General features: G+C 61.7%; 22 protein-coding genes. 21 read left to right on the plus strand and 1 reads right to left on the minus strand.

All coding sequences use genetic code 11. From position 1 onward, the window contains the following. Positions 1-56 precede the first annotated feature (56 nt). The 18 genes from VE009_RS23165 to VE009_RS23250 all read left to right on the plus strand — a co-directional run bounded on the left by VE009_RS23165 (position 57) and on the right by VE009_RS23250 (position 17,959). A complete protein-coding gene (locus tag VE009_RS23165; RefSeq protein WP_325011803.1) occupies positions 57-3,296 on the plus strand; it encodes a BTAD domain-containing putative transcriptional regulator in 3,240 nt (1,079 codons plus the stop codon). 48 nt (positions 3,297-3,344) lie between these two features. Beyond that, positions 3,345-4,661, plus strand: a complete 1,317-nt coding sequence (locus tag VE009_RS23170) for a substrate-binding domain-containing protein (RefSeq protein ID WP_325011805.1) — start codon at positions 3,345-3,347, stop codon at positions 4,659-4,661. A 22-nt stretch (positions 4,662-4,683) separates the two neighbouring features. Next, on the plus strand, positions 4,684-5,448 hold the full coding sequence (locus VE009_RS23175; protein ID WP_325011807.1) for an ABC transporter ATP-binding protein: 765 nt from the start codon (positions 4,684-4,686) through the stop codon (positions 5,446-5,448). Continuing rightward, the gene (locus VE009_RS23180; RefSeq protein ID WP_325011809.1) at positions 5,435-6,139 is read left to right on the plus strand and encodes an ABC transporter ATP-binding protein; all 705 of its coding nucleotides are present in this window, start codon (positions 5,435-5,437) and stop codon (positions 6,137-6,139) included. The genes VE009_RS23175 and VE009_RS23180 overlap by 14 nt, the downstream gene beginning before the upstream one ends. 31 nt (positions 6,140-6,170) lie before the next feature. Beyond that, positions 6,171-7,031, plus strand: coding sequence for a branched-chain amino acid ABC transporter permease (locus VE009_RS23185; protein WP_325011811.1), 861 nt, complete (start codon positions 6,171-6,173; stop codon positions 7,029-7,031). A gap of 17 nt (positions 7,032-7,048) precedes the next feature. Then, entirely contained in the window at positions 7,049-8,038 is a 990-nt protein-coding gene (locus tag VE009_RS23190; RefSeq protein ID WP_325012154.1) for a branched-chain amino acid ABC transporter permease, read from the plus strand. 7 nt (positions 8,039-8,045) lie between these two features. Then, positions 8,046-8,234 (plus strand): hypothetical protein, encoded by a 189-nt coding sequence (locus VE009_RS23195; RefSeq protein WP_325011813.1) that lies wholly within the window; start codon positions 8,046-8,048, stop codon positions 8,232-8,234. Next, positions 8,231-9,256: a 3-oxoacyl-ACP synthase gene (locus VE009_RS23200; protein ID WP_325011815.1), complete on the plus strand. Its 1,026-nt coding sequence runs from the start codon at positions 8,231-8,233 to the stop codon at positions 9,254-9,256. The genes VE009_RS23195 and VE009_RS23200 overlap by 4 nt, the downstream gene beginning before the upstream one ends. Further along, positions 9,253-10,146 carry an alpha/beta hydrolase gene (locus VE009_RS23205; protein WP_325011816.1) on the plus strand — a complete coding sequence of 298 codons (894 nt, stop codon included), beginning with the start codon at positions 9,253-9,255 and terminating at the stop codon, positions 10,144-10,146. The genes VE009_RS23200 and VE009_RS23205 overlap by 4 nt, the downstream gene beginning before the upstream one ends. Before the next feature lie 49 nt (positions 10,147-10,195). After that, the gene (fabG, locus tag VE009_RS23210) at positions 10,196-10,936 is read left to right on the plus strand and encodes a 3-oxoacyl-ACP reductase FabG (RefSeq protein WP_325012155.1); all 741 of its coding nucleotides are present in this window, start codon (positions 10,196-10,198) and stop codon (positions 10,934-10,936) included. Positions 10,937-10,951: 15 nt separating this feature from the next. Further along, positions 10,952-11,662: a CoA transferase subunit A gene (locus VE009_RS23215; protein ID WP_325011818.1), complete on the plus strand. Its 711-nt coding sequence runs from the start codon at positions 10,952-10,954 to the stop codon at positions 11,660-11,662. Continuing rightward, positions 11,659-12,330: a CoA transferase subunit B gene (locus VE009_RS23220; RefSeq protein ID WP_325011820.1), complete on the plus strand. Its 672-nt coding sequence runs from the start codon at positions 11,659-11,661 to the stop codon at positions 12,328-12,330. The genes VE009_RS23215 and VE009_RS23220 overlap by 4 nt, the downstream gene beginning before the upstream one ends. Positions 12,331-12,332: 2 nt before the next feature. Then, positions 12,333-13,109: a 3-hydroxybutyrate dehydrogenase gene (locus VE009_RS23225; protein WP_325011822.1), complete on the plus strand. Its 777-nt coding sequence runs from the start codon at positions 12,333-12,335 to the stop codon at positions 13,107-13,109. Between the two features lie 183 nt (positions 13,110-13,292). Next, a complete protein-coding gene (locus VE009_RS23230) occupies positions 13,293-14,051 on the plus strand; it encodes a hypothetical protein (protein WP_325011824.1) in 759 nt (252 codons plus the stop codon). Positions 14,052-14,227: 176 nt separating this feature from the next. Then, on the plus strand, positions 14,228-15,376 hold the full coding sequence (locus VE009_RS23235; RefSeq protein WP_325011826.1) for an NAD-dependent epimerase/dehydratase family protein: 1,149 nt from the start codon (positions 14,228-14,230) through the stop codon (positions 15,374-15,376). 10 nt (positions 15,377-15,386) lie between these two features. Then, complete coding sequence (locus tag VE009_RS23240) at positions 15,387-16,532, plus strand: glycosyltransferase family 1 protein (RefSeq protein ID WP_325011827.1); 1,146 nt, start codon at positions 15,387-15,389, stop codon at positions 16,530-16,532. Beyond that, positions 16,525-17,025, plus strand: coding sequence for a GtrA family protein (locus VE009_RS23245; RefSeq protein WP_325011829.1), 501 nt, complete (start codon positions 16,525-16,527; stop codon positions 17,023-17,025). Before VE009_RS23240 ends, VE009_RS23245 begins: the two co-directional genes overlap by 8 nt. 217 nt (positions 17,026-17,242) lie before the next feature. After that, on the plus strand, positions 17,243-17,959 hold the full coding sequence (locus VE009_RS23250) for a 3-ketoacyl-ACP reductase (RefSeq protein WP_325011831.1): 717 nt from the start codon (positions 17,243-17,245) through the stop codon (positions 17,957-17,959). A 64-nt stretch (positions 17,960-18,023) separates the two neighbouring features. Here VE009_RS23250 and VE009_RS23255 read toward each other — a convergent pair whose 3' ends face one another. Continuing rightward, positions 18,024-19,211, minus strand: a complete 1,188-nt coding sequence (locus VE009_RS23255; protein ID WP_325011833.1) for an iron-containing alcohol dehydrogenase — start codon at positions 19,209-19,211, stop codon at positions 18,024-18,026. 670 nt (positions 19,212-19,881) lie between these two features. On the opposite strand from VE009_RS23255, the gene VE009_RS23260 reads away from it, so the two are divergent. From VE009_RS23260 to VE009_RS23270, 3 genes are read left to right on the plus strand one after another with little or no spacing between them, the layout of a single operon-like run. Beyond that, a complete protein-coding gene (locus tag VE009_RS23260) occupies positions 19,882-20,745 on the plus strand; it encodes an ABC transporter permease (RefSeq protein WP_325012156.1) in 864 nt (287 codons plus the stop codon). After that, complete coding sequence (locus tag VE009_RS23265) at positions 20,745-21,614, plus strand: carbohydrate ABC transporter permease (RefSeq protein ID WP_325011835.1); 870 nt, start codon at positions 20,745-20,747, stop codon at positions 21,612-21,614. The genes VE009_RS23260 and VE009_RS23265 overlap by 1 nt, the downstream gene beginning before the upstream one ends. A 23-nt stretch (positions 21,615-21,637) precedes the next feature. Then, positions 21,638-23,197, plus strand: coding sequence for an extracellular solute-binding protein (locus tag VE009_RS23270; protein WP_325011837.1), 1,560 nt, complete (start codon positions 21,638-21,640; stop codon positions 23,195-23,197). The last annotated feature ends 111 nt before the right edge of the window (positions 23,198-23,308 follow it).

The following is a 23,308-nucleotide window of genomic DNA, read 5'->3' on the forward strand; positions in this document are numbered from 1 at the left end:
TTGGCAACGTTTCCAACTTATCCGTTGGCCGAACGCATGCGAAGGGAGCGTGAGTCATGAACACGTCCGTCGTCGTCACGAAGCTGGTTCCCCCGATCATGAAAAAGCATGTGCTCCGCAGGTCCTCTTTGGCCAAAAAACTCAACCAAATTCGAAACTATCCGCTGACGCTCGTCCACGCGGGCGCCGGCTACGGCAAAAGCACCTCGATCGCGACCTTCCTCGCGGATCGCGCGGCGCCGAGCTGCTGGTATACCGCCTCCGCCGAAGACCGAAGCTGGACGGCCGCGGCGCTTTATTTCGTCCATGCCGTCCGAACGGCGCTGCCGTCGTTCGGGCAGGACGCGCTCGACCTGCTCCTGCCGGAGGACGGCTACGTCCGCGAGGAGGATTTGATGCAGGTATGCGGGGCGCTCGTCAACGAGCTGGCCGGGCTCCGCGACGATTTGATCGTCGTCGTCGACGACTATCATCACCTCGAACCGTCGAAAGAAACGGAAACGTTTTTCCGATATATGATCGAACACCTGCCGCCGCGCGTCCACCTCGTGCTGTCTACGCGTTCCCGGCCGGACTGGCCGCAGCTCGCCCGGATGAAGCTGAATCAGACGCTGCTGGAAATCACCGAGCGCGATCTCGTCCTATCCGAAGAAGAACTCGAGGTGCTGTTCAGCGACGCGTACGGGTATCCGCTCGCGCCGGAAGCGGCGAAGCGAATTTACCGCTGCACGGAAGGCTGGGTTATCGCCATTCAGTTGATTTGGCAGCGGCTGCTGTCCGGCGGGGACGTCTCGAGTCTGCTCGAGAGGCCCGACCTCACGATGGACGATTTATTCCCTTATTTGGCGACGGAGGTGCTGCGCCAGCAGCCCGAGCCGATGCGCCGATTTTTGCTGCGATCGTCCGTGTTGAACGCGCTGAACGAGAAAGCGTGCGGCGCCGTGCTCGATTCGCCGGACGGCGGCGAAACGCTGGAGCGGGCGTACGAGCAGCGGCTGTTCCTCGTGGCGCTCGGGCAAGGGCATTACCGCTACCATGCGCTGTTTCGCGAATTTTTGGCGAGACAGCTCGCGCTGCAGCCCGAGCTGCAGGCGGAATGCCATCGGTTGGCCGCCGAGCATTACGAGCGAAGCGGCGAATACGCGGAAGCGCTCCACCATTTGAAAGCGCTTCAGGACGAGGATCGACTCGCCTCGCTGCTGAACCGCCGCGGCGAGACGATCGTCGCCGAAGGCCGTCTCGACCGGGTCGTCGAGTGCGTCAGGCCGCTGCCGGACGCGACGAAGGACCGGTATCCGCTCCTGTGGTATTTCGAAGGCGAAGCGGACCGGCACTATTGCCGATACGCCTCGGCTTTGCGCCATTACCGGAGGGTGGAGGCGCTGGGCGAAGCGTCGGGCGAACGAATCGTGCGCATGCTCGGTTTGAAGGGGCAAGCGAACGTCTATTTGGACACGATCCAGCCGGGCAAGGCCGAACGGCTGCTGGAGCTCGCCCTTCAGCTGCTCGAGCAGGAGGGGGATTCCGACCGGATCGCCGCTTACCGCGGGGCGCTGTATCGGCTCATCGCCGAAAATTTGCTGAACGCCGGACGGACGGCGGAAGCGCCGCGCTGGGCGGAGAAAAGCGCCGCCGCGAAGGACGAACGCCCGGACGAATTGACCGCCCGGCTCCATCTGCGCACGGGCCGCCTGCATTCGGTGAAGCGGATGCTGGAGCGATCGAAGCGCGACGACGGAGCGCCGACGTCCGCCCTGCCGAGGTCCCATCGGGAGACGGAGCTGCTGCTGTCGCTCGTGGAGGCGTTCCTCGGCGAAGCGGAGGCGGCGAAGCGATACGCGCAGGAAGGCATGCTGAACGGCGTTCACCGGAAGGCGCCGTTCTCCGAGGCGGTCGGATGGATGCGGATGGGCCATGCGGCGCAGCTGCTGCCGGGCTACGGCTTCCATGTGCCGCTCGAATGTTACAATACGTCGCTGCGCATTATGGAAGGTCTCGACGTCCCTCGCGGGAAGGCGGAGCCGCTGATGGGGCTGTGCCTGCTGTACGGCCGCGAAGGCGACTGGGAAGCCGCTGAAGCCTACGGCCGGCAGGCGCTTGCCGAAACGGAACGCGTCAACGACGTGTGGCTGTCGACGTTCATTCGGCTCGGGACGGCGGTCGCCGCCTGCTGCGCGGGCCGCGCCGAGACGGCGCAGCCGCTGCTCGAGCGATGCGCCGACGCGTTCGCCGCCTGCGGGGACAGCTACGGCGTCGCGCTCGCGCACATGTGGATGTCGCTGACCGCGTATCAGGAAGATCAAGACGAACGATTCGACCAAGCGATGGACGCCTTCCTGCGAACCGTGCAGAACGGCGAATACGAGTTTCTGTTTTCGAAGCGGACGCTGTTCGGCCCCAAAGACGTGCAGCAGCTGGCGCCGCTTTTGTTCGAAGCGCAGAGACGGGGGATTCATAAGCATTTCGTCAAATATTTGCTCTCGCTGCTCGGCATCGACCATATGGAGCATCATCCCGGCTACACGCTGCGCATCGAGACGCTGGGCGAATTTCGCGTCTGGCTCGGCGACAAGCCGGTCGAGGACCGCGATTGGCAGAGGGGGAAGGCGAAGGAGCTGTTCCAGCTGCTGCTGACGAAGCGCAAGTCGATGCTGACGAAGGAAGAAATCGCGGCGACGCTATGGCGCGACGGCGACGAGAAAGCGGCGGCCAGAGATTTCAAGGTCGCGCTCAACGCGCTGCACGCCGCGCTCGAGCCCGGCCGGAAGGCGCGCGCGAACCCGTTCTTCGTGCAGCGTCACGGCAGCGCCTACGCCTTGAATTTGGCGTCCGGGTTCGAGCTCGACGCCGTCGCGTTCGAGCAGCACGTCAAAATCGGGCTCGAAACGAAGGATCCCGAGACGGCGAAGCTGTCGCTGCAGAAAGGGCTGCAGCTGTACAAAGGCGACTATTTGCCGGACCGCCGCTACGACGATTGGAGCGCCGAGGAGCGCGAGCGGCTCGCCGTACTGTTCCTGCGCGGAGCGGAGAAATTGGCGCGTCTCCTCCTCGAAGGCGGGGAGATCGACGCGGCGATCGGCTGGTGCGAGCGCATCCTCGAGCACGATTCGTGCTGGGAGGAAGCGTACCGGCTGCTCATGATTTGCCATTACCGGAACAACAACCGCCGCCAGGCGGCGAAGTATTACGCGAAATGCGTGGAAACGCTGAAAGCCGAGCTCGGCATCGAGCCGATGGAAGCGACGCAGAAATGCTACGAAGCGGTTCTTCGTTCGGACGGTGTAACTGATTTGTAACCCTTGCGGCGTAAGATGAAAGCACTTCACTAAGGGGGAGATTGAATCATGGTGCCTACCAGAAGAACAATGAAGACGTTCTTGACGTTAAGCATGGTCGCTGCGCTCTTGCTCGCGGCCGCCTGCGGCGGCGGAGCGGCGGAGCCCGAAGCCGCGGCGCCCGCGTCCGGCGGCGAACCGAAGGCGGCCGCGGGCGACAACGGAGGCGCGGCGAAGGAGAGCGCGGCGACGGAGAGCGAGCCGGCGAACGCGGAGCCGATCCGCATCGGGCTGCTGGCGTCGACGACGGGCGCGCTCGAGGCGTACGGCAAGCAGACGATTCGCGGGTTCGAGCTCGGCATCGAGTACGCGACGGAAGGAACGAACGCCGTAGGCGGGCGCCCGATCGAAGTCGTCATCGAGGATACGGAGACGAAGCCGGACGTCGCGGTCACGAAAGCGACGAAGCTGCTCGAAGAACATAAAGTCGACTTCCTCGTCGGCTCGTCCAGCTCCGGCGATACGCTCGCCGTGCTGCCGCTGCTCGAGGATTACAAGAAAATCATGGTCGTCGAGCCGGCCGTCGCCGACAGCATCACCGGCGACGCATGGAACAAATACGTGTTCCGCACGGGCCGCAACTCGTCGCAGGACGCCGTGGCGGGCGCCGCCGCCATCGCGGGGCAAGGCGTCAAAATCGCGACGTTCGCGCCCGACAGCTCGTTCGGCCGCGACGGCATCGCCGCCTTCAAGGAGACGGCGGAGAAGCTCGGAGCCGAGCTCGTCGCGGAGGAATACGCGGATCCGGCGGCGACCGATTTCACGGCCAACATCCAAAAAATTATGAACGCGAAGCCGGATTACTTGTTCGTCGTGTGGGCGGGGGCGAACTCGCCGTGGAAGCAAATTTCCGATATGAAGGTGACGTCCCAGGGCATCAAAATTTCGACCGGCGCGCCGGACATCGCCGCACTGAAAACGATGAACGATCTTGTCGGCATGGAAGGCTTCAGCGTGTACTACCATACGCTTCCGAGCAACCCGATCAACGATTGGCTCGTGGAGGAGCACAAGAAGCGGCATAACGGGGAGGTGCCGGATTTGTTCACGCCGGGCGGCATGTCCGCCGCGATCGCCGTCGTGGAAGCGCTGAAGAAGACGGGCGGCGCGACGAACGATACGGACGCGCTGATCGCCGCGATGGAAGGCATGTCGTTCGAAACGCCGAAGGGGACGATGACGTTCCGGCCGGAGGACCACCAAGCGCTGCAGACGCTGTACGCGGTCCGGCTGGAGAAGCAGGAAGGCGTCGACTATCCGGTGCCGGTGCTGATCAAGGAACTGTCGCCGGAAGAGACGGCGCCGCCGATCCGCAACTCGCGGTAAATCGAACATCCGAGGTGAACGTATGGACCCGATCCTTGAGACGAAAGACCTTACGATCTCGTTCGGCGGGCACACGGCCGTGAACGGCGTCGCGATGACCGTTCCCCGCAATCATTTCAAGTCCATCATCGGGCCGAACGGAGCGGGCAAGACGACGCTGTTCAATCTGCTCAGCGGGCAACTGCAGCCGACCCGAGGCCAAGTGATCTTCAAAGGGCGGGACGTCACGCGTCTGGCGCCGCCGCTCCGCACACGTCTCGGGATCGGGAGGTCGTTCCAAATTACGAACGTGTTCCCGAATTTAACCGTGCTCGAGAACGTACGCCTCGCTGTGCAGTCGCAGGCCGGCGTCCGGTTCGACGTCTTCTCCCATTTCAAAAGGTACCAGCGGTTCGAAACGAAAGCGATGGAGCTGCTGGAGACGGTGCTGCTGTCGGGGAAAGAGGAGGCGCAGGCGAAGCACTTGACGCACGGCGAAAAGCGGAAGCTGGAAATCGCGATGCTGCTCGCGCTCGAGGCGGAGCTGCTCCTGCTCGACGAGCCGACGGCGGGCATGTCCCTCGAGGAAGTGCCCGCGATCTTGGACGTCATTCGAAGCATTAAGGCGACCGGGACGCGAACGATCGTGCTAATCGAGCACAAGATGGATATGGTACTCGACTTGTCCGATTCGATCATGGTGCTGTTCAACGGCAAGCTGCTCGCCGACGGGAAGCCGGAAGAAATTATGAGGAACGAGCTCGTGCAGTCCGCGTACCTGGGAGGGCTTTACGATGACGCTTCTTAACGTCGAATCGATCGAGACGTATATCGATCAGTACCATATTTTGCAAGGCGTGTCGTTCGAGGCGCGGGCGGGGGAAATCACCGTGCTGTTCGGGCGCAACGGCGCGGGCAAAACGACGACGCTGCGCACGATCATGGGGCTGACCCCGGCGGCGAAAGGGAGGGTATCGTTCAAAGGCGAGCCGATCCAGGCGCTGCCGACGCACCGGATCGCGAGGCTCGGCATCGGGTTCGTGCCGGAGGATCAAGGCATCTTCGGCGATTTAACGGTCGAGGAAAACATCCGGGTCGCGATGCGCGCCGCCGACGACGAGTCGCTGCGCCGGCTCGAGTGGATGCTCGAGCTGTTCCCCGATCTCCGCGCGTTCTGGAAGCGGAAGGGCGGCAACTTAAGCGGCGGACAAAAGCAAATGCTGTCGATCGCGAGAGCGTACGTGAACGACAACGAGCTGCTGCTCATCGACGAACCGAGCAAGGGGCTCGCGCCGATCGTCGTCGGAAAGCTGATGGAAGCCATTCAGCAGATGAAGGAAAAAACGACGGTGGTGCTCGTCGAGCAAAATTACGTCATGGCGAGCCGCATCGGCGACCGGTTTTACATCATCGACGACGGCCGCACCGTGCACAGCGGGGCGATGGCGGAGCTGACGGGGGACGACGCGGCGAAGCGGAAATATCTCGGCATCGCGTAGCGGCCCGCGCTGCGCGGGAGGGGAGGCGAACATGGAATCGTTTATCAATTTATTTCTGAACGGGCTCGCCACGGGCATGCTGATCTTCCTGCTGGCGGCCGGTCTCACGCTCATCTTCGGGCTCATGGACGTGCTCAACTTCGCCCACGGCGGATTGTTCGCCTGGGGCGCTTACGCCGGCGCGGCCGCGTTCGCTTCGACCGGCAGCCTCGCGGCGGCGGTCGGGGCCGCGCTCGTCGCGGGCGCCGCGCTCGGCTTCGCGCTGGAGCGATTCATCATCAAGCCGGTGTACGGCAATCACATCCAGCAAATATTGATCACGCTCGGGGTCATGATCGTGCTCGGCGAGCTGCTGAAGGTCGTCTGGGGACCGAACCCGCTGTCGTCCGGCGTGCCCTCCTGGCTGCAAGGGAGCTGGAGCTTCGGCGGCATCGTGCTGATCAAGTACCGGCTGTTCATTATCGCTGTCGGTCTCGTCGTGCTCACCGCCTTGCACCTCGTCATGACGCGCACGAAGCTCGGGCTCATCGTCCGCGCCGGCGTGGCGAATAAGGAAATGGTGCAGGCGCTCGGCATCGACATCAAGAAGGTGTTCGCGGTCGTCTTCATGCTCGGGTGCGCGATCGCCGCCGTCGGCGGAGCGCTGTTCGGCCCGTACTCCGGCGTCATCTACGCGGAGATGGGGCTCGAGTTCGGCATTTTGGCCTTTATCGTTGTCGTGATCGGCGGGATGGGCAATTTGCTCGGCTCGGCGTTCGCGTCGCTGCTCGTCGGCCTCTCGGGCGCGTTCATGGCGTACTTTTTGCCGGAATTGTCGCTCGCCGTCAATATGCTGCTGATGGTCGCCGTACTTTTATTTAAGCCGTCGGGCTTGTTCGGGGTGAAATCATGAAGCCGATCGCGGATACGATGCCGAAAGCGAAGACAAGGCAGTCTCTGCTGCGTACGCCCGACTGGGCGGCCGCGGCGGTCGCGCTGGCGCTCGCCGCGTTCCCGCTGCTGACCGATTCCAACAGCACGCTCATCATGATGACGCATATTTTCATCATGGGCGCATTCGCGATGAGCTACGACATCCTGCTCGGCTACACGGGCATCGTGTCGTTCGGCCACGCGATGTTTTTCGGCATCGGCGCGTACGCCGTCGCGATTATGATGGATCGCTTCGGCGCCTCCGGCGGCATACTGCTGCTGGCGCTGTTGATCGCGGTGATCCTGGCGGCCGCCGTCAGCTATGTCGTCGGCATGTTGTCGCTTCGGCTGAAAAGCCATTTCTACGCGATGCTGACGCTCGCGTTCGCGGGGCTGTTTTTGGTCGGGGCGCAAAAGTGGCGGTCGCTCACCGGCGGCAACGACGGCTTTACGTTCCCGATTCCGGACGCGCTGAAGGATCGCCAAACGTTTTACTTTTTGTCGCTCGCGTTCCTGATCGTCGTCTTCCTGCTGCTGCGCCGGTTTACGCAATCGCCGGTCGGCCGCGTGCTGCAGGCGATCCGCGAGAACGAAGCGCGCGCCGGTTCGCTCGGGTACGCCGTGCTCCACTACAAAGTAATAGCGAGCGTCGTCGCCGGCGTCGTCGCCGCGCTGTGCGGCGGGCTGCACGTCATGACGCTGCGGTTCGTGAACGCCGCCGTATTCTCGACCGAGGTGACGCTCGATGCGCTGCTCATGACGATCATCGGCGGCGTCGGCACCTTGTACGGCAGCTTGATCGGCGCGGGCATCATCGAGCTTGCGCACGAAGGGCTGACGGACCTCGCGAAGGTGCACTGGATTTTCGAGCGCTGGCTCATTTTGTTCGGACTCGTGTACATCGTCGTCGTCATGCTGTTTCCGCTCGGCCTCGTCGGCACCGTGAAGAAATGGCGTGCGCAGCTGCAGAAAAAACATTCGAGGTGAACCGGGCATGACGAATCCACTCATTTCCTCGTTCGTGCTGCGCGCCTTCCTGGTCGGGAAAGATCCCGAATCGGGCGTTTGCCAGTGGCGCATCAAAGTGACGAACGTGCAAACGAACGAAGCGGTCACCGTCCGCACGATGGAGGAAGCCGCGCTGTATATGAACGAGACGTTGGAAAGGGGATTTGCGTCGTGAACGCGAAGGACCCTGTCGGCATCGCCGGCATCGGGACGTACTTGCCCGATACTTATATGACCGCGGAAGAGCTCAGCCGCCGCTCCGGTCTGCCCCTCGCCGTCGTGACCGAGAAGATGGGCATCTCGCGCAAGCCGATCCCCGGTCCCGATGACCACACCTGCGAAATGGGCATCCGGGCGGCGCGGGAGGCGATGGCGGCCGCAGGGACGGCGCCGGAGGAGATCGACCTCGTCGTGTACATCGGCGAGGAGCATAAGGAATACCCGGTGTGGACCGCCGCCCTGCGTCTGCAGGAAGCCGTCGGGGCGCGCGGCGCGTGGGGCTTCGACATGTCGCTCCGGTGCAGCACCGCGCTCGCCGGGATCAAAATCGCGAAGCACATGATCGCCTCCGACCCGGGCATCCGGACGGTGCTGCTTGCCGGCGGGTATCGGAACGTCGATTTGATCGATTACGCGAACCCGCGGACGAGATTCATGTACAACTTGGCGGCGGGAGGCGGCGCCGTCGTGCTGCGCGGCGGGCTGCGGCGGAACGTTCTGCTGGAGACATGCGTCATTACGGACGGTTCGTTCTCCGAAGACGTCGTCGTGCCCGCGGGCGGGACGAAGCTTCCGCTGACGGCCGACGCGCTCGACCGCCGGCTCCACTGCCTCGACGTGCCGGATCCGGAAGGCATGAAAGAGCGGCTCGAGCGGAAATCGATGGACAATTTCCTGCAGGCCGTCCGCGCCTCATTGTCGGCGAGCGGCTATGCCGAGCGGGATATCGCGTACCTCGGACTGCTGCACATGAAGCGGTCCGCGCACGAGCATGTGCTGAAGGAGCTGGGCTTACGCGACGAGCAATCGATTTATCTGCACGAATACGGCCATGTCGGCCAGTTCGATCCGATTTTATCGCTGCAGCTGGCGGAGCGCGAAGGAAGGCTGAAGGACGGCGACGTCGTCGTCCTCGTCAGCGCCGGCATCGGCTACGCTTGGAGCGCGACAACTATTTTGTGGGGGGATTCCGCATGACAAATTCGATTACCGTCGCCGTCGTCACGCTGCCGAACGGCGAAACGTACGGGTACCGCCGCCGCGGGAACGGGCCGCGCAACGTGCTGCTCGTGCACGGCAACATGACGTCTTCGAAGCATATGGAGCTGTTGATGGACACGTTCGCGCCCGAGGCGTATACGGTCGTCGCCGTCGACATGCGCGGCTTCGGGCTCTCTTCGTACCATCGGCCGATCGAAGGGCTGAAGGATTTGTCCGACGATTTGCGGCTGTTCTGCGACGCGATCGGCTTCCGCGGCTTCGCGGTGCTGGGCTGGTCGACGGGAGGAGGCGTCGCGATGCAATTTATCGCCGATCATCCCGGATATGCGGACCGGCTCATATTGATGAGCTCGATGTCGACGCGCGGTTATCCGTTCTATGCGTTGAACGACAATCTGGAGCCGATCCCGGATAGCCGTTTGAAGACAAGGGAGGACATTGCCGCTCAAGCCCGAAACCGGATGGTGCAGGAGATTTTCGACAATCGGGACAAGGCGACGCTCCGCGCGATTTGGGAAGCGGCCATTTACACGCATAACCGCCCGCCCGAGCCGCTGTACGACGAATATATGGACGATATTTTAACGCAGCGAAACATATTGGACATTTACCATTGCTTGAACACATTTAATATTAGCGACATTAATAATGAAGTATCCGAAGGAACGGGAGCGGTCAAGCGCGTCGACGTGCCGACGATGATCGTGTGGGGCCGCCGCGATTACGTCATTTCGCAGGAGATGACGCTCGAGCTGATGACCGATTTGCCGCATGCTCGCGTGCTGTGGCTGGAAGATTGCGGCCATTCGCCGATGATCGATCAATTGGATCGGCTCGGCTCGGCAACTCGAGAGTTCATCGCTTGACGGCGCCTGCGCGGACGGACGAGAAGGAAGGAGCTTCGTTCATATGAACCTGAGACTGCAAGGGAAGGTCGCCGTCATTACCGGAGCCGGCAACGGCATTGGCCTCGAGACGGCGCTGACGTTCGCGCGGGAGGGCGCGCGGGTCGCCGTGGCGGAATTCGACGCCGAAGCGGGCGAGGCCGCGGCGCTGCGCATTCGCGAGGAGGGCGGGGACGCCGCGTTCTTCCCGGTCGACGTATCGGATTGGGACAGCGTCCAGCGAATGGCCGCCGCGATCGCGGAGCGGTACGGCCGGATCGACGTGCTCGTCAACAACGCAGGCATTACGCAGGACGCGATGCTGTCCAAAATGTCGGTCGAGCAGTGGCGCAAAGTCATTGACGTCAACTTGGACGGCGTCTTCTACTGCACGAAAGCGATTGCGCCTTACATGGTGCAGCAGGGGAAAGGCAAAATCATCAACACGTCCTCCGTCGTCGGCGTGCACGGCAATATCGGGCAGACGAATTACGCCGCGACGAAGGCGGGCGTCATCGGCATGACGAAGACGTGGGCGAAGGAGCTCGGGTTCAAAGGCGTCAACGTCAACGCCGTCGCGCCGGGCTACATCGAGACCGGCATGGTCGCCAAGGTGCCGGAGAAGGTGCTGACGGCGATGATCGAGCGCGTGCCGCTGCGCCGGCTCGGGAGGCCCGCGGACGTGGCGAACGCGTATTTGTATCTGGCTTCCGACGACGCCGATTACGTGAACGGGACCGTGCTCGAAGTGAACGGCGGCCTCGTCATTTAGAGCGGGAGGGATCGCATGAAACCGGTATTCTCCTCGGCGATCGAAGCGGTGCGCGACATTCCCGACGGCGCCGCGATCATGGTCGGCGGCTTCGGACTCGTCGGCATTCCCGAACAGCTGATCCTGGCGCTTGCGGAAACCGGCGTCAAGGGGCTTACGGTCATTTCGAACAACTGCGGCGTCGACGACTGGGGACTCGGGCTGCTGCTGCGGCAGAAGCAAATTCGGAAAATGATCGGCTCGTATGTCGGCGAAAATAAGGAGTTCGAACGGCAAGCGCTGAGCGGCGAGCTTGAAGTGGAGCTGATCCCGCAAGGCACGCTGGCGGAGCGCATTCGGGCGGGCGGGGCAGGCATCCCTGCCTTCTACACGCCGGCCGGCGTCGGCACGCCGATTGCCGAAGGCAGGGAAACGCGGACGTTCGACGGCAAGGAATATTTGCTCGAAACGGCCCTGCGCGCCGACTACGCGCTCATTCGGGCGGCCGCGGGCGACGCGATGGGCAACTTGATGTACAACAAGACGGCGCGAAATTTCAATCCGATGATGGCGGCGGCCGGACGGGTCACGATCGCCGAGATCGAACGTCTCGTCGAGCCGGGCGGGCTCGACGCCGATGCCGTTCATACGCCCGGCATTTATGTCCAGCGGCTCGTCGTCGCAAGGCAAGAGAAGCGCATCGAACGATTGACCGTTCGCGGCGGAGGGGAGGGGGCGGAACGATGACGGCGGCGCAGGCGAACAACGTCAGGGAGAAGCTCGCGATCCGGGCGGAGCGCGAAATCGCGGACGGCAGCTACGTCAATTTGGGAATCGGCGTGCCGACGCTCGTCGCCAATTTCTTGTCGCCCGACAAACGCGTCGTGCTGCAGTCGGAGAACGGGCTGCTCGGCATCGGACCGTACCCGCATCCCGACGAGGTCGATCCCGACCTGATCAACGCGGGGAAAGAGACGGTCACGGCCGTCGCCGGCGCATCGTTCTTCAGCAGCGCCGATTCGTTCGCGATGATCCGCGGCGGGCATATCGATATCGCGATTCTCGGCGGCATGGAGGTGTCCGAGCGCGGCGATCTCGCGAACTGGATGATTCCCGGCAAAATGATCAAAGGCATGGGCGGCGCGATGGATTTGGTGCATGGCGCGAAACGCGTCGTCGTCGTTATGGAGCATACGACGAAGGACGGCAAGCCGAAGGTGCTGCGCCGTTGCTCGCTACCGCTGACGGGGCGGGGCGTCGTGCACCGGATCATCACCGACCGGGCGGTCATGGACGTCGCGCCCGACGGGCTGCGGCTCGTCGAAGTCGCCGCCGGATATACGATCGAAGACGTGCAGGCGGCGACCGAACCGGCGCTCATCGTCGCGGACGCCGTGCGGATGGAGGCGTACTAAAGATGAAGCAACGGGAACCGAACGTCGTCGTCGTCACCGGCGCCGCCGGCGGCATCGGCTACGCGATCGCGGAAGCGTTCGCGAGGGAAGGGGATATTCCCGTTCTGGCGGACCTGAACGAGACCGTAGCCGCATCGGCGGCGGAGCGGCTAAAATCGGCTTTCGGTGTCGATGCCGCCGCTTGCCGGCTCGACGTGACCGATGCCGAGTCGGTTCGCGGCTTGATCGAGAGCGTGATCGAGCGCTGGGGCCGACTCGACGTCGTCGTCAACAACGCGGGGCTGCAGTACGTATCGCCCGTCGAGCAATTCCCGATCGAGCAATGGGATCTCTTGATCGACGTCATGCTGAAAGGGCCGTTCCTCATGACGAAGTACGCCGTGCCGCATATGCGCTCGCGCCGATACGGGCGGATTATCAACATCGCCTCGGTGCACGGCCGGCTCGCGTCGCCGTACAAATCGGCGTACATCGCGGCGAAGCACGGCGTCGTCGGGCTGACGCGGACCGTCGCGTTGGAAACGGCGGAGGACGGTATTACGGTCAACGCCGTCATGCCGGGCGTCGTGCGCACGCCGCTCATCGAGAATCAGCTGGAGCATCTGGCGGCGCAGGACGGCATCGGCCGCGAGGAGGCGCTGCATAAGCATTTTCTTGCCAAGCAAGCGTTGAAGCGGTTTATTTTGCCCGAGGAAGTGGCCGCCGTTTGCGTCTTCCTCGCCTCCCCGGGGGCCAGCTCGATCACCGGCGACACGATCAGCGTGTCGGGCGGCTGGTAAGGGAAGGACCGATTTCCGTTGCGATGCGGGGATCGGTCCTTTTTTTCCATAATCAAATACGTATTTCTACCGACAGACGCCCTAGGGTTCGAGCGATACAATAATACCTGTGCCGGGTCGGCCGCGCGTCGATCCCGATGAGCGCGAATGAAGCTGTCGATGGAAAGGAAGTTGCGAAGAAGGATGAAAACGAAAAAGAGAGCGGTGTTTATGGCGGCTGCGGTTTGTGCCCTGTTTGCCATGCTGCAGGGAACGGCATACGGTCATGCGGGGGGCGGCAGTCACGGGGCGGCCGCAGCCGCGGCGAAATCCGCGCAAAGCAATGACGGAAAACTGACCGTGCTCGTCAACGGCGTGCCGGTGCAGTCCGCGGCGAACCATATCGGGACGGACGGCAAGGCGTACGTGTCCGTTCAAGCGTTCGCCGAGCTGTTCGGGGAGGAGGCGGCCGTCAGCGCGGACCGGAAGACGCTCTCGCTTCGCGGAAAACAAATCGGCGCGATCCGCGTCGTGCAGGGCGAGCCGACGGCGCGCGTGCGCGATTTGGCGGACGCAATCGGCGCTCAGCAGATCGCATGGGACGCGGACGCGCGGGAAGCGTACGTCTTAGCGCTGCCCAAGGGCACGATTCAGCTCGATCCGGAGGTCGTGCCTGCGATGGGCGAGCATTGGGCGAACCCGGAGGCGGGGGATTTGCCGATCGGGCCGATCTACGGCGTTTACAAAGGGAAGCTAGTCTTCTTGGAGTACATGATCGCGCAAGATGACTTCGTAACAGGCAAAAACCACGTGAACTTGGAAGGGATGAAAGGCGTCCCGATGCCGCCGATCGTTCAAACGGATATCGAATTCCAGCCGGAGGGCCATCCGGGCTTCGAAATCCCGCATTACGACCTGCATTTCTACTTCATCGCGGACGAGGAACAGCAGGCGATCCGATAACCGAAAACCGCAGCCCGGACGAGAAGACGTCCGGGCCTTTTGCCATGAACTGTACATAACCGCTGCTTTATAAAATATTAATATAGAGAGTTAATACGTTTTTAATAAATAGATGATATCTTTTTTAGGAAGGTAGATATAATAAGTATAAACAAGCAGATCATGGAGGTAGCTGGATGAGAATTATCGTGGCGGGTGGAGACGGTTTTTGCGGGTGGCCGACGGCGCTGTATTTATCGCAGAAAGGCCATGAAGTATTCATCATCGACAACTTGGCGAGACGGAAATGGGATATCGAATTGCGCTCCAACTCGTTGACGCCGATCGCGTCGTTGGAAGATCGGGTTCGCCGTTGGAAAGAACTGACGGGGAAAGAAATCCGTACGTATATCGGAGATTTGAACCATTACGATTTCTTATGCGAAGTGATGCGGCAAGTACAGCCGGACGCCTTCGTTCATTTCGCCGAGCAGCGGTCCGCACCTTACTCCATGATTGACCGCGAGCATGCGATTTTCACCCAAGTCAACAATGTCGTAGGGACGCTGAACGTGGCGTACGCCATTCGCGAGCTGGCGCCGGACTGCCACCTGATCAAGCTCGGCACAATGGGCGAGTACGGGCAGCCAAACATCGACATCGAAGAAGGCTACATCGAAATCGAGCACAACGGCCGCAAAGACGTATTGCCGTACCCGAAGCAGCCGGGATCGTTTTACCATTTGTCGAAAGTCCATGACAGCCATAATCTGATGTTTATTTGCCGCATTTGGGGACTGCGCTGCACCGATCTGAACCAAGGCGTCGTCTACGGTCTGCACACGGACGAGACGCGCCTCGATCCGATGCTGACGAACCGCCTCGACTACGACGCCGTGTTCGGGACTGCGCTGAATCGTTTCCTGATCCAAGCGGCGATCGGCCACGACTTGACGGTGTACGGCAGCGGCGGCCAAACCCGCGGCTTCCTGAACATTACGGACACGGTGCGCTGCATCGAAATTACGGCGGAAAACCCGGCCGATCGCGGCGAATTCCGCGTCTTCAACCAGTTTACGGAGGAGTTCTCCGTGCTCGATTTGGCGCAGAAAGTGCAGCGCGTCGCCGAGCAGGAGGGCGCCCGCGTCAACATCGCGAATCTCGAAAATCCGCGCATCGAGAAAGAATCGCACTACTATAACGCGAAAAACACGAAGCTGCAGGACCTTGGGCTGGAGCCGAACCTGCTGACGGACGACGTGCTTCGCGACATTTACCGCTCGGTCGTCGAGCATAAGGATCGCGTGCTGCTCGATAACGTGCTTCCGAACGTAAAGTGGGGCTGATAAGCGAATTATGCGCATTGCGATCGTAACCGAAACGTTCTATCCTTCGACCGACGGCGTCGTGACGCGGCTGACGTCGTCGATTCGGTGGCTGCGCCGCCAAGGGCACGACATCTTGGTTATCGCCCCCGACCAAGGGGTGAAGGAATTCGAAGGGGTCCCGATCCGGGGCATCCCTTCGTTCCGGTTTTTCTTGTATAAAAACTTGAAGCTGGCGTTTCCGCGGCCGCTTGTGGGGAAGGCGCTCCGGGAGTTCGATCCGGATCTCGTGCATGTCGTCAATCCGGCCGTGCTCGGCGCGGCGGGCATCTGGTACGGGCGCCGCTGGCCGCTCGTCGCGTCGTACCATACGAACGTGCCGCAGTATGCCGATTTTTACAAGCTGCCTTGGCTGAAGCCGATTCTTTGGGGCTACTTGAAGCTGCTTCACAATCGCGCGGATTTGAACCTGTGCACGTCGCAAGCGGTGCTGCACGAGCTGGACGCTCGAGGGTTCAAGAACGTGCGCCTGTGGAAGCGCGGCGTCAACGTCGATTTGTTCGGGCCGCGCCACCGGAACGACGCGATGCGCTCGCGCCTGTCCGGAGGCGAACCGGACAAGCCTCTGCTGCTGTATGTCGGACGCCTTGCCGCGGAGAAAAACATCGAACGCGTCCGCGACGTGCTGCGCGCCGCGCCGGACGTCCGGCTCGCGATCGTCGGCGACGGGCCGCATCGGAACGCGCTCCAGCAGCATTTCGCCGGCACCAACGCGACGTTCACCGGTTTTCTGCACGGCGAAGAGCTGGCGCAGGCGTACGCATCCAGCGACCTGTTCGTCTTCCCGTCCACGACGGAGACGTTAGGTCTCGTCCTGCTTGAAGCGATGGCCTCGGGCTTGCCCGCCGTGGCCGCCGCGAGCGGACCGACGCAGGAGCAGATCGACGACGGGCGAACGGGATTTTTGTTCGACCCGCAGGATCCGAACGACTTCGTGGAGACGGTGCTTGCCGCGCTGCGCGACGAACGGAAGCGGCGCGAGGTCGGCGAGCTGGCGCATCGGACGGCGATGCGGTACGGATGGGACGAGCCGAGCCGGCAGCTGTTCGATTTTTACGGCGATGTGCTGCGACCGAAGGCGAAGCCGTCACCGCGGGTACGGGAAAAGGATGCATAACGATCGGCCCGAAGCCGGCGGCGGAAGGGACAGGCCTTGGTTCGCAATCGGTTCCTTCCTTGCGATCGGCGTCGCCAATGCGCTGATCGACATCGGTCTGCTCAATCTGCTCCTGTTCGCGAGGCCGACGACGGACCCGACTTGGCTATTCGTTTACAATACGGCTGCGTATGTGTCTGCCGTCGTAAACAGCTACGTGTGGAACGCCCGCATTACGTTCAAGCGGCACGCGACGTTCCGCTGGCGGGAAAAAATCGGTTTCGCGCTTCAGGCCGGCTTTGCGCTGTTGCTGAACAACGGCGTCTTCCTGGTCGGCGTCGCGGCGTTCGCCGCGGCGTCGACGTGGGGCGTCCCGGCTTGGACGCAGTACAACGTCGCGAAGGGGCTGGCGATGGCCGTTTCATCGGCGTCCAGCTTCCTTCTCATGAAATACGTCGTGTTCCCGGATCGGGCGGCGGCGCGGAAGAGGTTGAAAGGAAGAGCGGATTCATAAGAATCTGCTCTTTTTCATCGATATAGGATTTATAAGTTTCGCTGACTTCGGAACGAATAAATTCTATACCAAGAAAACTTCCGCTTGACCGCGGTCGCTCTTCTTGTAATTTACTTCGATAGAAGTTTTTCTTATGAGTTTGCATTGAGAGGCGCTTTAAACTATAATCGTTTTTGTTACAGATAGAATTTTAGGAGAAGGAAAGAGGGAACCAACTATGCAATCGTTGCAAGGGAAAACGGCCATCGTCACCGGAGCGGGCCGCGGCATCGGCCGCGCGACCGCGATCGCGCTGGCGAAGGAAGGCGTTCAAGTCGGCTTGATCGGTCTTACTGCGGCGAATCTTGAAGCGGTGGCGCAAGAAATTCGTCAGCTCGGCGCAAAGGCGGCGGTAGCGACCGCGGACGTGAAGGACCTCGCATCCGTCGAAGCGGCTGTCGCAAGCATCAAAGGCGAGCTCGGCCATGTCGACATTGTGATCAACAACGCAGGTACGGCGAAATTCGGCAAGTTCCTCGAGCTCACCCCCGAGGAATGGGAGAACATCATTCGCGTGAATCTGATGGGCGTCTACAACGTTACCCGCGCCGTGCTTCCGGAGATGATCGAACGCAAGTCCGGCGATATCGTGAACGTGTCTTCGACGGCGGGGGAGCGGGGCGCTCCGGTGACGAGCGCGTACAGCGCGTCGAAGTTCGCCGTGCTGGGCCTCACCGAGTCGCTGATGCAGGAGGTGCGCAAGCACAATATCCGCGTTACGGCGCTGACGCCGAGCACGATCGCGACCGATCTCGCCGTCGAGCAAAAATTGACGGACGGCAACCCGGAGAAGGTCGCGCAGCCGGAAGATTTGGCCGAGCTGATCGTAGCTCAGCTGAAGCTCAATCCTCGCGTGTTCGTCAAAACGGCCGGCCTCTGGTCGACGAATCCGTAATCCTTCGAATACACCGAAAGACCGATGCAGCGGCGATTCCGCCGACGCGTCGGTCTTTTTTTCGTTACATGCGCGCTTTCAGCAATTCGAACAATTCTTGTTTGTCGAACTGCACCGGACTTTGCTTGCTGTCGGCCGCGGCGACGACGTCGTCGACGTTCGCCTCCGTTACGCCGTACGTCCCCAGCCGCGGGATCGCGAGCCGCTCCGTCCATTCCGCCAGCGTTGCCGCTAGCTGAACGAGGCAGCCTTCCGGATCGTTCTCCGGATGGCCGGTCAACGCGGCGCCGACGCGCGCGTACTTCGCCTTCGCGACGGCGATTTCGTCCCCGCCGCCGTCGCCGGCGCGCAGCCGGTCCACGATGCGCCGCGTCGCTTCGGCCAGCAGCGTGCCGCAGATGACGCCGTGCGGGATCCCGAAACGCCCCCCGAGCGGACCGGCGAGGCCGTGCACGACGCCAAGCCCCGCATGCGCCAGCGTCGCGCCCGACACCATCGAAGCGTACGCCATCCGCTCGTGCAGCAGGACGTCGTTCTCCGCGTCGGTGCAGATCGGCACCAAGCTGCCGGCCGCCGCCTCGATGCCCGAGAACGCCAACGCATCCGTAATGGGCGACGCCTTCGTCGACACGTACGACTCGATCAACTGCGTCAGCGCGTCGAGACCGCTCGCGGCTTTCACGCCGCGGGGACAGCTGACGGTAAGCAGCGGATCGACGATCGCGGCGTCGGGGATGAAGCGGTCGTGGCGGATCGACCGCTTAAAGCCGCCCGGGATGGAGACGACGGCGTTCTTCGTCATTTCGCTGCCGGTGCCGGACGTCGTCGGAACGGCGACGAAGAACGCTTTATCGCCGCTATGGGGCCGGTAAAGCGGCTGCCCTTCCAAATAGTGGAGCACCGTGTCGCCGGGCTCCGTGCGCAGCATCGCCGCCGCCGCTTTGCCGGCGTCCAAGGCGCTGCCGCCGCCGATCGCGACGACCGCATCGATGCCGCGTCCGCGGTACGCGTCGGCGACGGCGTCGACCCACGGCGCGTCCGGCTCCTGGCGAATGTAGGCGATCTCGTACTCTACGCCCCGCGCCCGCAAAGCGGCTTCCGTCCGCGCCCACGCCTCCGCGTTCGTCCGCTGGAAGCCGCCCATCACGAACAAGACGCGCCTCGCTTGTGCGGGCAGCGCTTCGGGCAGCTGCGCGATCGATCCGCTGCCGAACCTAACGTTCGGCGTCCCGGCGAATTGGAACGAATTCATTTCAGCAACGACCCTTTCTTTGTCTTGTTTCTAAGCCGGTACTCTTGGTCGCTTTCTATCATACGCGTCTTCGGGCAGAGCATCAAATGCGGCGCTTGCGGCCGCGGGAAGCGGAATAGTCGGAGAAACTCCGACTATCAGCGGCTCAACAGCCGCGGGACGCGAAATAGTCGGAGAAACTCCGACTATTAGCGGCTCAACAGCCGCGGGAAGCGAAATAGTCGGAGAAACTCCGACTATCCCGCGGTACCGCCACGGTTACTCCCCGTTGGCCGCCTGGCCGAGGTCGGGGGTGACATCCCGGGAGTTCCGTCGAATACGACGCGGCCGGTTTTCAGGCCGCGAAACCCGCGGCGGCCATTGACCGGGGGAGCCGCAAACCGATGAACCGATCCGCCACGGAGCAAACCATCCCGCCGCCGACGCCCCGAAAAAAGCAGGAACGGCGCCGATTTTCGCCCGTTCGCAAGATTTGCGCATTCGTTGGAAGATGTATCGATTGTGCGTTTCGCCGGAGAACGGGTACGATGGGCGTACAAAAGAGAAGGGAGGGAATGAAGCCATGGCATCGACACCGATCCGCGCGGAACGAGGCGATCCGCTCCGTTCTTCGACGCCGCCGCGGCGCCTGACGGAGAACCGGTACTTGCGGAACATACGAAAGCATTGGATGCTGTATTTGATGATTTTGCCGGGGGTCGCGTTTTATATCGTTTTTAAATACGTGCCTTTGGCCGGCAGCGTCATCGCGTTCCAAGACTTCAAAATCTTCCACGGCGTTTTGGGCAGCCCTTGGGTAGGACTCGACAATTTCAAATTTCTGTTCACGTACCAAGACTTTTACCTTGTGCTGCGCAACACCGCGACGATCGCCTTGTATCAGCTGCTGTTCGCGTTCCCGGCGCCGATCGCGCTCGCGCTTTTGTTTAACGAGGTCCGATGGATGCTCGCCAAACGAACGCTGCAAAGCGTCTTTTATTTACCGCATTTTCTGTCGTGGGTCGTCGTCGGCGGCATCGTGTTCGAGCTGCTGTCGTCGCAGGGGATCGTGAATCAGCTGCGCGCGTTTATGGGCTACGAGCCGGTGCTGTTCATGCAGGAGGAACGGTACTTCCGTTCGATCGTCGTCCTGTCGGGCATTTGGAAAGAGGTCGGCTGGGGGACGATCATTTATCTCGCCGCCATTACGGGCATCAATCCGAATTTGTACGAGGCGGCCGTCATGGACGGCGCGAACCGGTGGAAGCAAACGTTGTACATTACGCTGCCTTCGATGGCTCCGACGATTTTGGTGCTGTTCCTCTTGAACATCGGCAATTTCTTAGAGCTTGGCTTCGACCAGGTGTACAACCTGCTGACGCCGATGACGTATTCGGTCGGCGACATTATTGAGACGTACGTGTACCGGGCTGGCGTGCTGCAAGGGCAGTACAGCGTAACGACGGCGATCGGGCTGTTCCAATCGGTGATCGGCTTCGCCCTGCTGTGGACGTTCAACCGGCTCGCGCGAAAAACGGAACAGGGGTTGTGGTAATGAAACTGACGCTCGGCGAAAAAACGTTCCAAGCGGTGAACTACGCGCTGCTGACGGCGGCCGCGGCGACGATGATCGTCCCGCTCTTGCATCTGCTGGCGATGTCGTTCAGCTCGCCGATCGCCGCAGATTCCAAAAAGGTGTTTCTGCTGCCCGTCGACGCGACGGCGGCGTCCTGGGCGCATATCCTGCGCAACGAATCGTTGTGGCAATCGTTCGGCATTACGGTGTACATTACGATTGTCGGGACGCTCGTCAGCATGCTGTTCTCGGTGCTGACGGCATACCCGCTGGCGCGCAAGGAGTTTCTGCTGCGGAAGCCGATCATGCTGGGAATCGTGATCACGATGATTTTCAACGCGCCGATGATCCCGTTCTTCCTGACGGTCCGGGAGCTCGGCCTCATGAACTCGCTGTGGGCGCTCATTATTCCGGGCGCGATCGGCACGTTCAACATGATTATCATCCGCACGTTCTTCATGGGCATTCCCGGAGAGCTCGACGATTCCGCGCGCATCGACGGCTGCAACGATTTCCGCATTTTGTTCCAAATTTACTTGCCGCTGTCGAAGCCGGTGATGGCGACGGTCGGACTGTTCTACGCGGTCGGGTATTGGAACACGTTCCAGCGGGCCGTGCTGTTCCTCCGCGATCCGCAGCTGTGGCCGTTGCAAATGAAGCTTCGCGCCTTCCTGCAGTCGCCGGAGGAGCTGGCCGCGGTCAATTTGTTCCTCGGGGACTACGATTTCAATACGACGACGCTGAAGGCGGCGACGATTTTGTTCGCGACGCTTCCGATCGTGTTGGTTTACCCGTACTTGCAAAAATATTTCGTCAAAGGGTCCATGCTGGGCTCGCTGAAAGAATAATAGGCGAAGGAGGAATATTTGATATGGAACAATGGGGTTGGAGACGATGGAAGCCGACGGCGGCGATCGGGTTGGCCGCGGCGATGGCGCTGAGCGCCGGATGCGGCGCGGGGGGCGCTCCCGCGGAAAAGGGGTCGGATGCGGCGGGCGACCATGCGGGCGGGGCGGAAACGCCGGTATCGATCAAAGTGTTCAAAAGTCATATGGGCGTGGGTACGATTCCCGGCAGCGACGATCCGCATGTGAAATACGTCGCCGAGCATACGGGGGTAGAATATCAGCTCATCACGACGCCGCCCGGCTCCGAGCCGGCGGAGTACGTCAATTTGATGATCGCGTCCGACGATCTGCCCGATATTTTGCGTCCAATCGGCGGCGTCGAGCAGACGCTGATTCAGCAAGGCGGCGCGCTCGCGCTCGACGACCTGCTGCCGAAATACGCGCCGAACGTGTGGAACAGCATTCCGAAAGAAGCGTGGGACATCGTTCGTTCCGCTTCCGAAGACGGCAAAATTTACTACGTCCCGAAAGTGTTCCTCGTGCCCGAGCGCGCGCCGCTCATCCGGAAAGATTGGGTGGAGGCCGTCGGTATGGACATGCCGAAGACGGTAGAGGAGTATAAGGAGCTGCTCCGCGCGTTCCGCGACAAAGACCCGAACGGCAACGGCCAAGCGGACGAACTGCCGACGACGGGCCGCGAATTCGGCCGCTGGATGGACCACTTGTTCGCGATGTACGGCGTCGCGATGTGGGAAGGGTACCCGGAGTGGGATGTGTACGACGGGAAAATCCAGTACGCCGGCGTCACGCCGAACATGAAAGCCGCCATCGCGTTCATCCGGGAGTTGTATGCGGAGAAGCTGCTGGACAACGAAACGTTCCTCAACAAAGGGGACGTATGGACCGCGAAAATCAACAACAACCTAGTCGGAAGCTGGTACCATTTGCCCGCGAACTTGCGCGATCGTTTGACCGCGATGCGGCAGGGCGCGCCGAACGCGTACGTCGCCGGGCTGCCGCTGCCGAAAGCCGAGGGCTTCGAAGGCTTCGTGACGCAGAAGAGCATGGGCGAGCCGGAGTGGGTCATCCCGAAAGCGTCCGAAGAGAAGGCGCCGGATGCGCTGAGGCTGCTCGACTTCTTTTATGATCCGAAGCACGAGGAATTCGTCCGGTTCGGCATCGAAGGCGTGCAGCATGAGGTCGTGGACGGGAAGAAGGTGCTCCTGCCGCCGGCGGACGACAAGCCGATCGGTCTTGGCATGCGCAACTTGACGACGGCGGAAGACATGGAGGTCCGCATTCAGCAGACGATTCCGGAAGATATGCAGCAGATGGTGCGCGACATTTTCGAAATTAGCACGGCGGACGCGCGGCGGATCGCGGGAGACGGCCTGCCGAGCACCGTTTACGAAGGATTCCCCGACATTCAATCGCACAAGCTGTTCCAAGAGTATTTGACGAAAATCGTGATCGGGGAATGGGATATCGAAAAATTCGACGAATTCGTCGAGCGCTGGCATCAAGCCGGCGGGGAAACGGTCACGCAGCGAGTGCAGGAATGGTACGAAAAGACGAAACAATAACGAACGGATCGCCGTAAGCTGACACGTCTGGGAAATTCCCGGAAGTCGGCGTCTGCGGCAGGATTACGGAGGCAGCGTCCGAAAAGCGGGGCTCAGCCGGACGAGACGGGG

Source organism: Paenibacillus sp. (genome assembly GCF_035645195.1).
Taxonomy (GTDB): Bacteria; Bacillota; Bacilli; order Paenibacillales; family YIM-B00363; genus Paenibacillus_AE.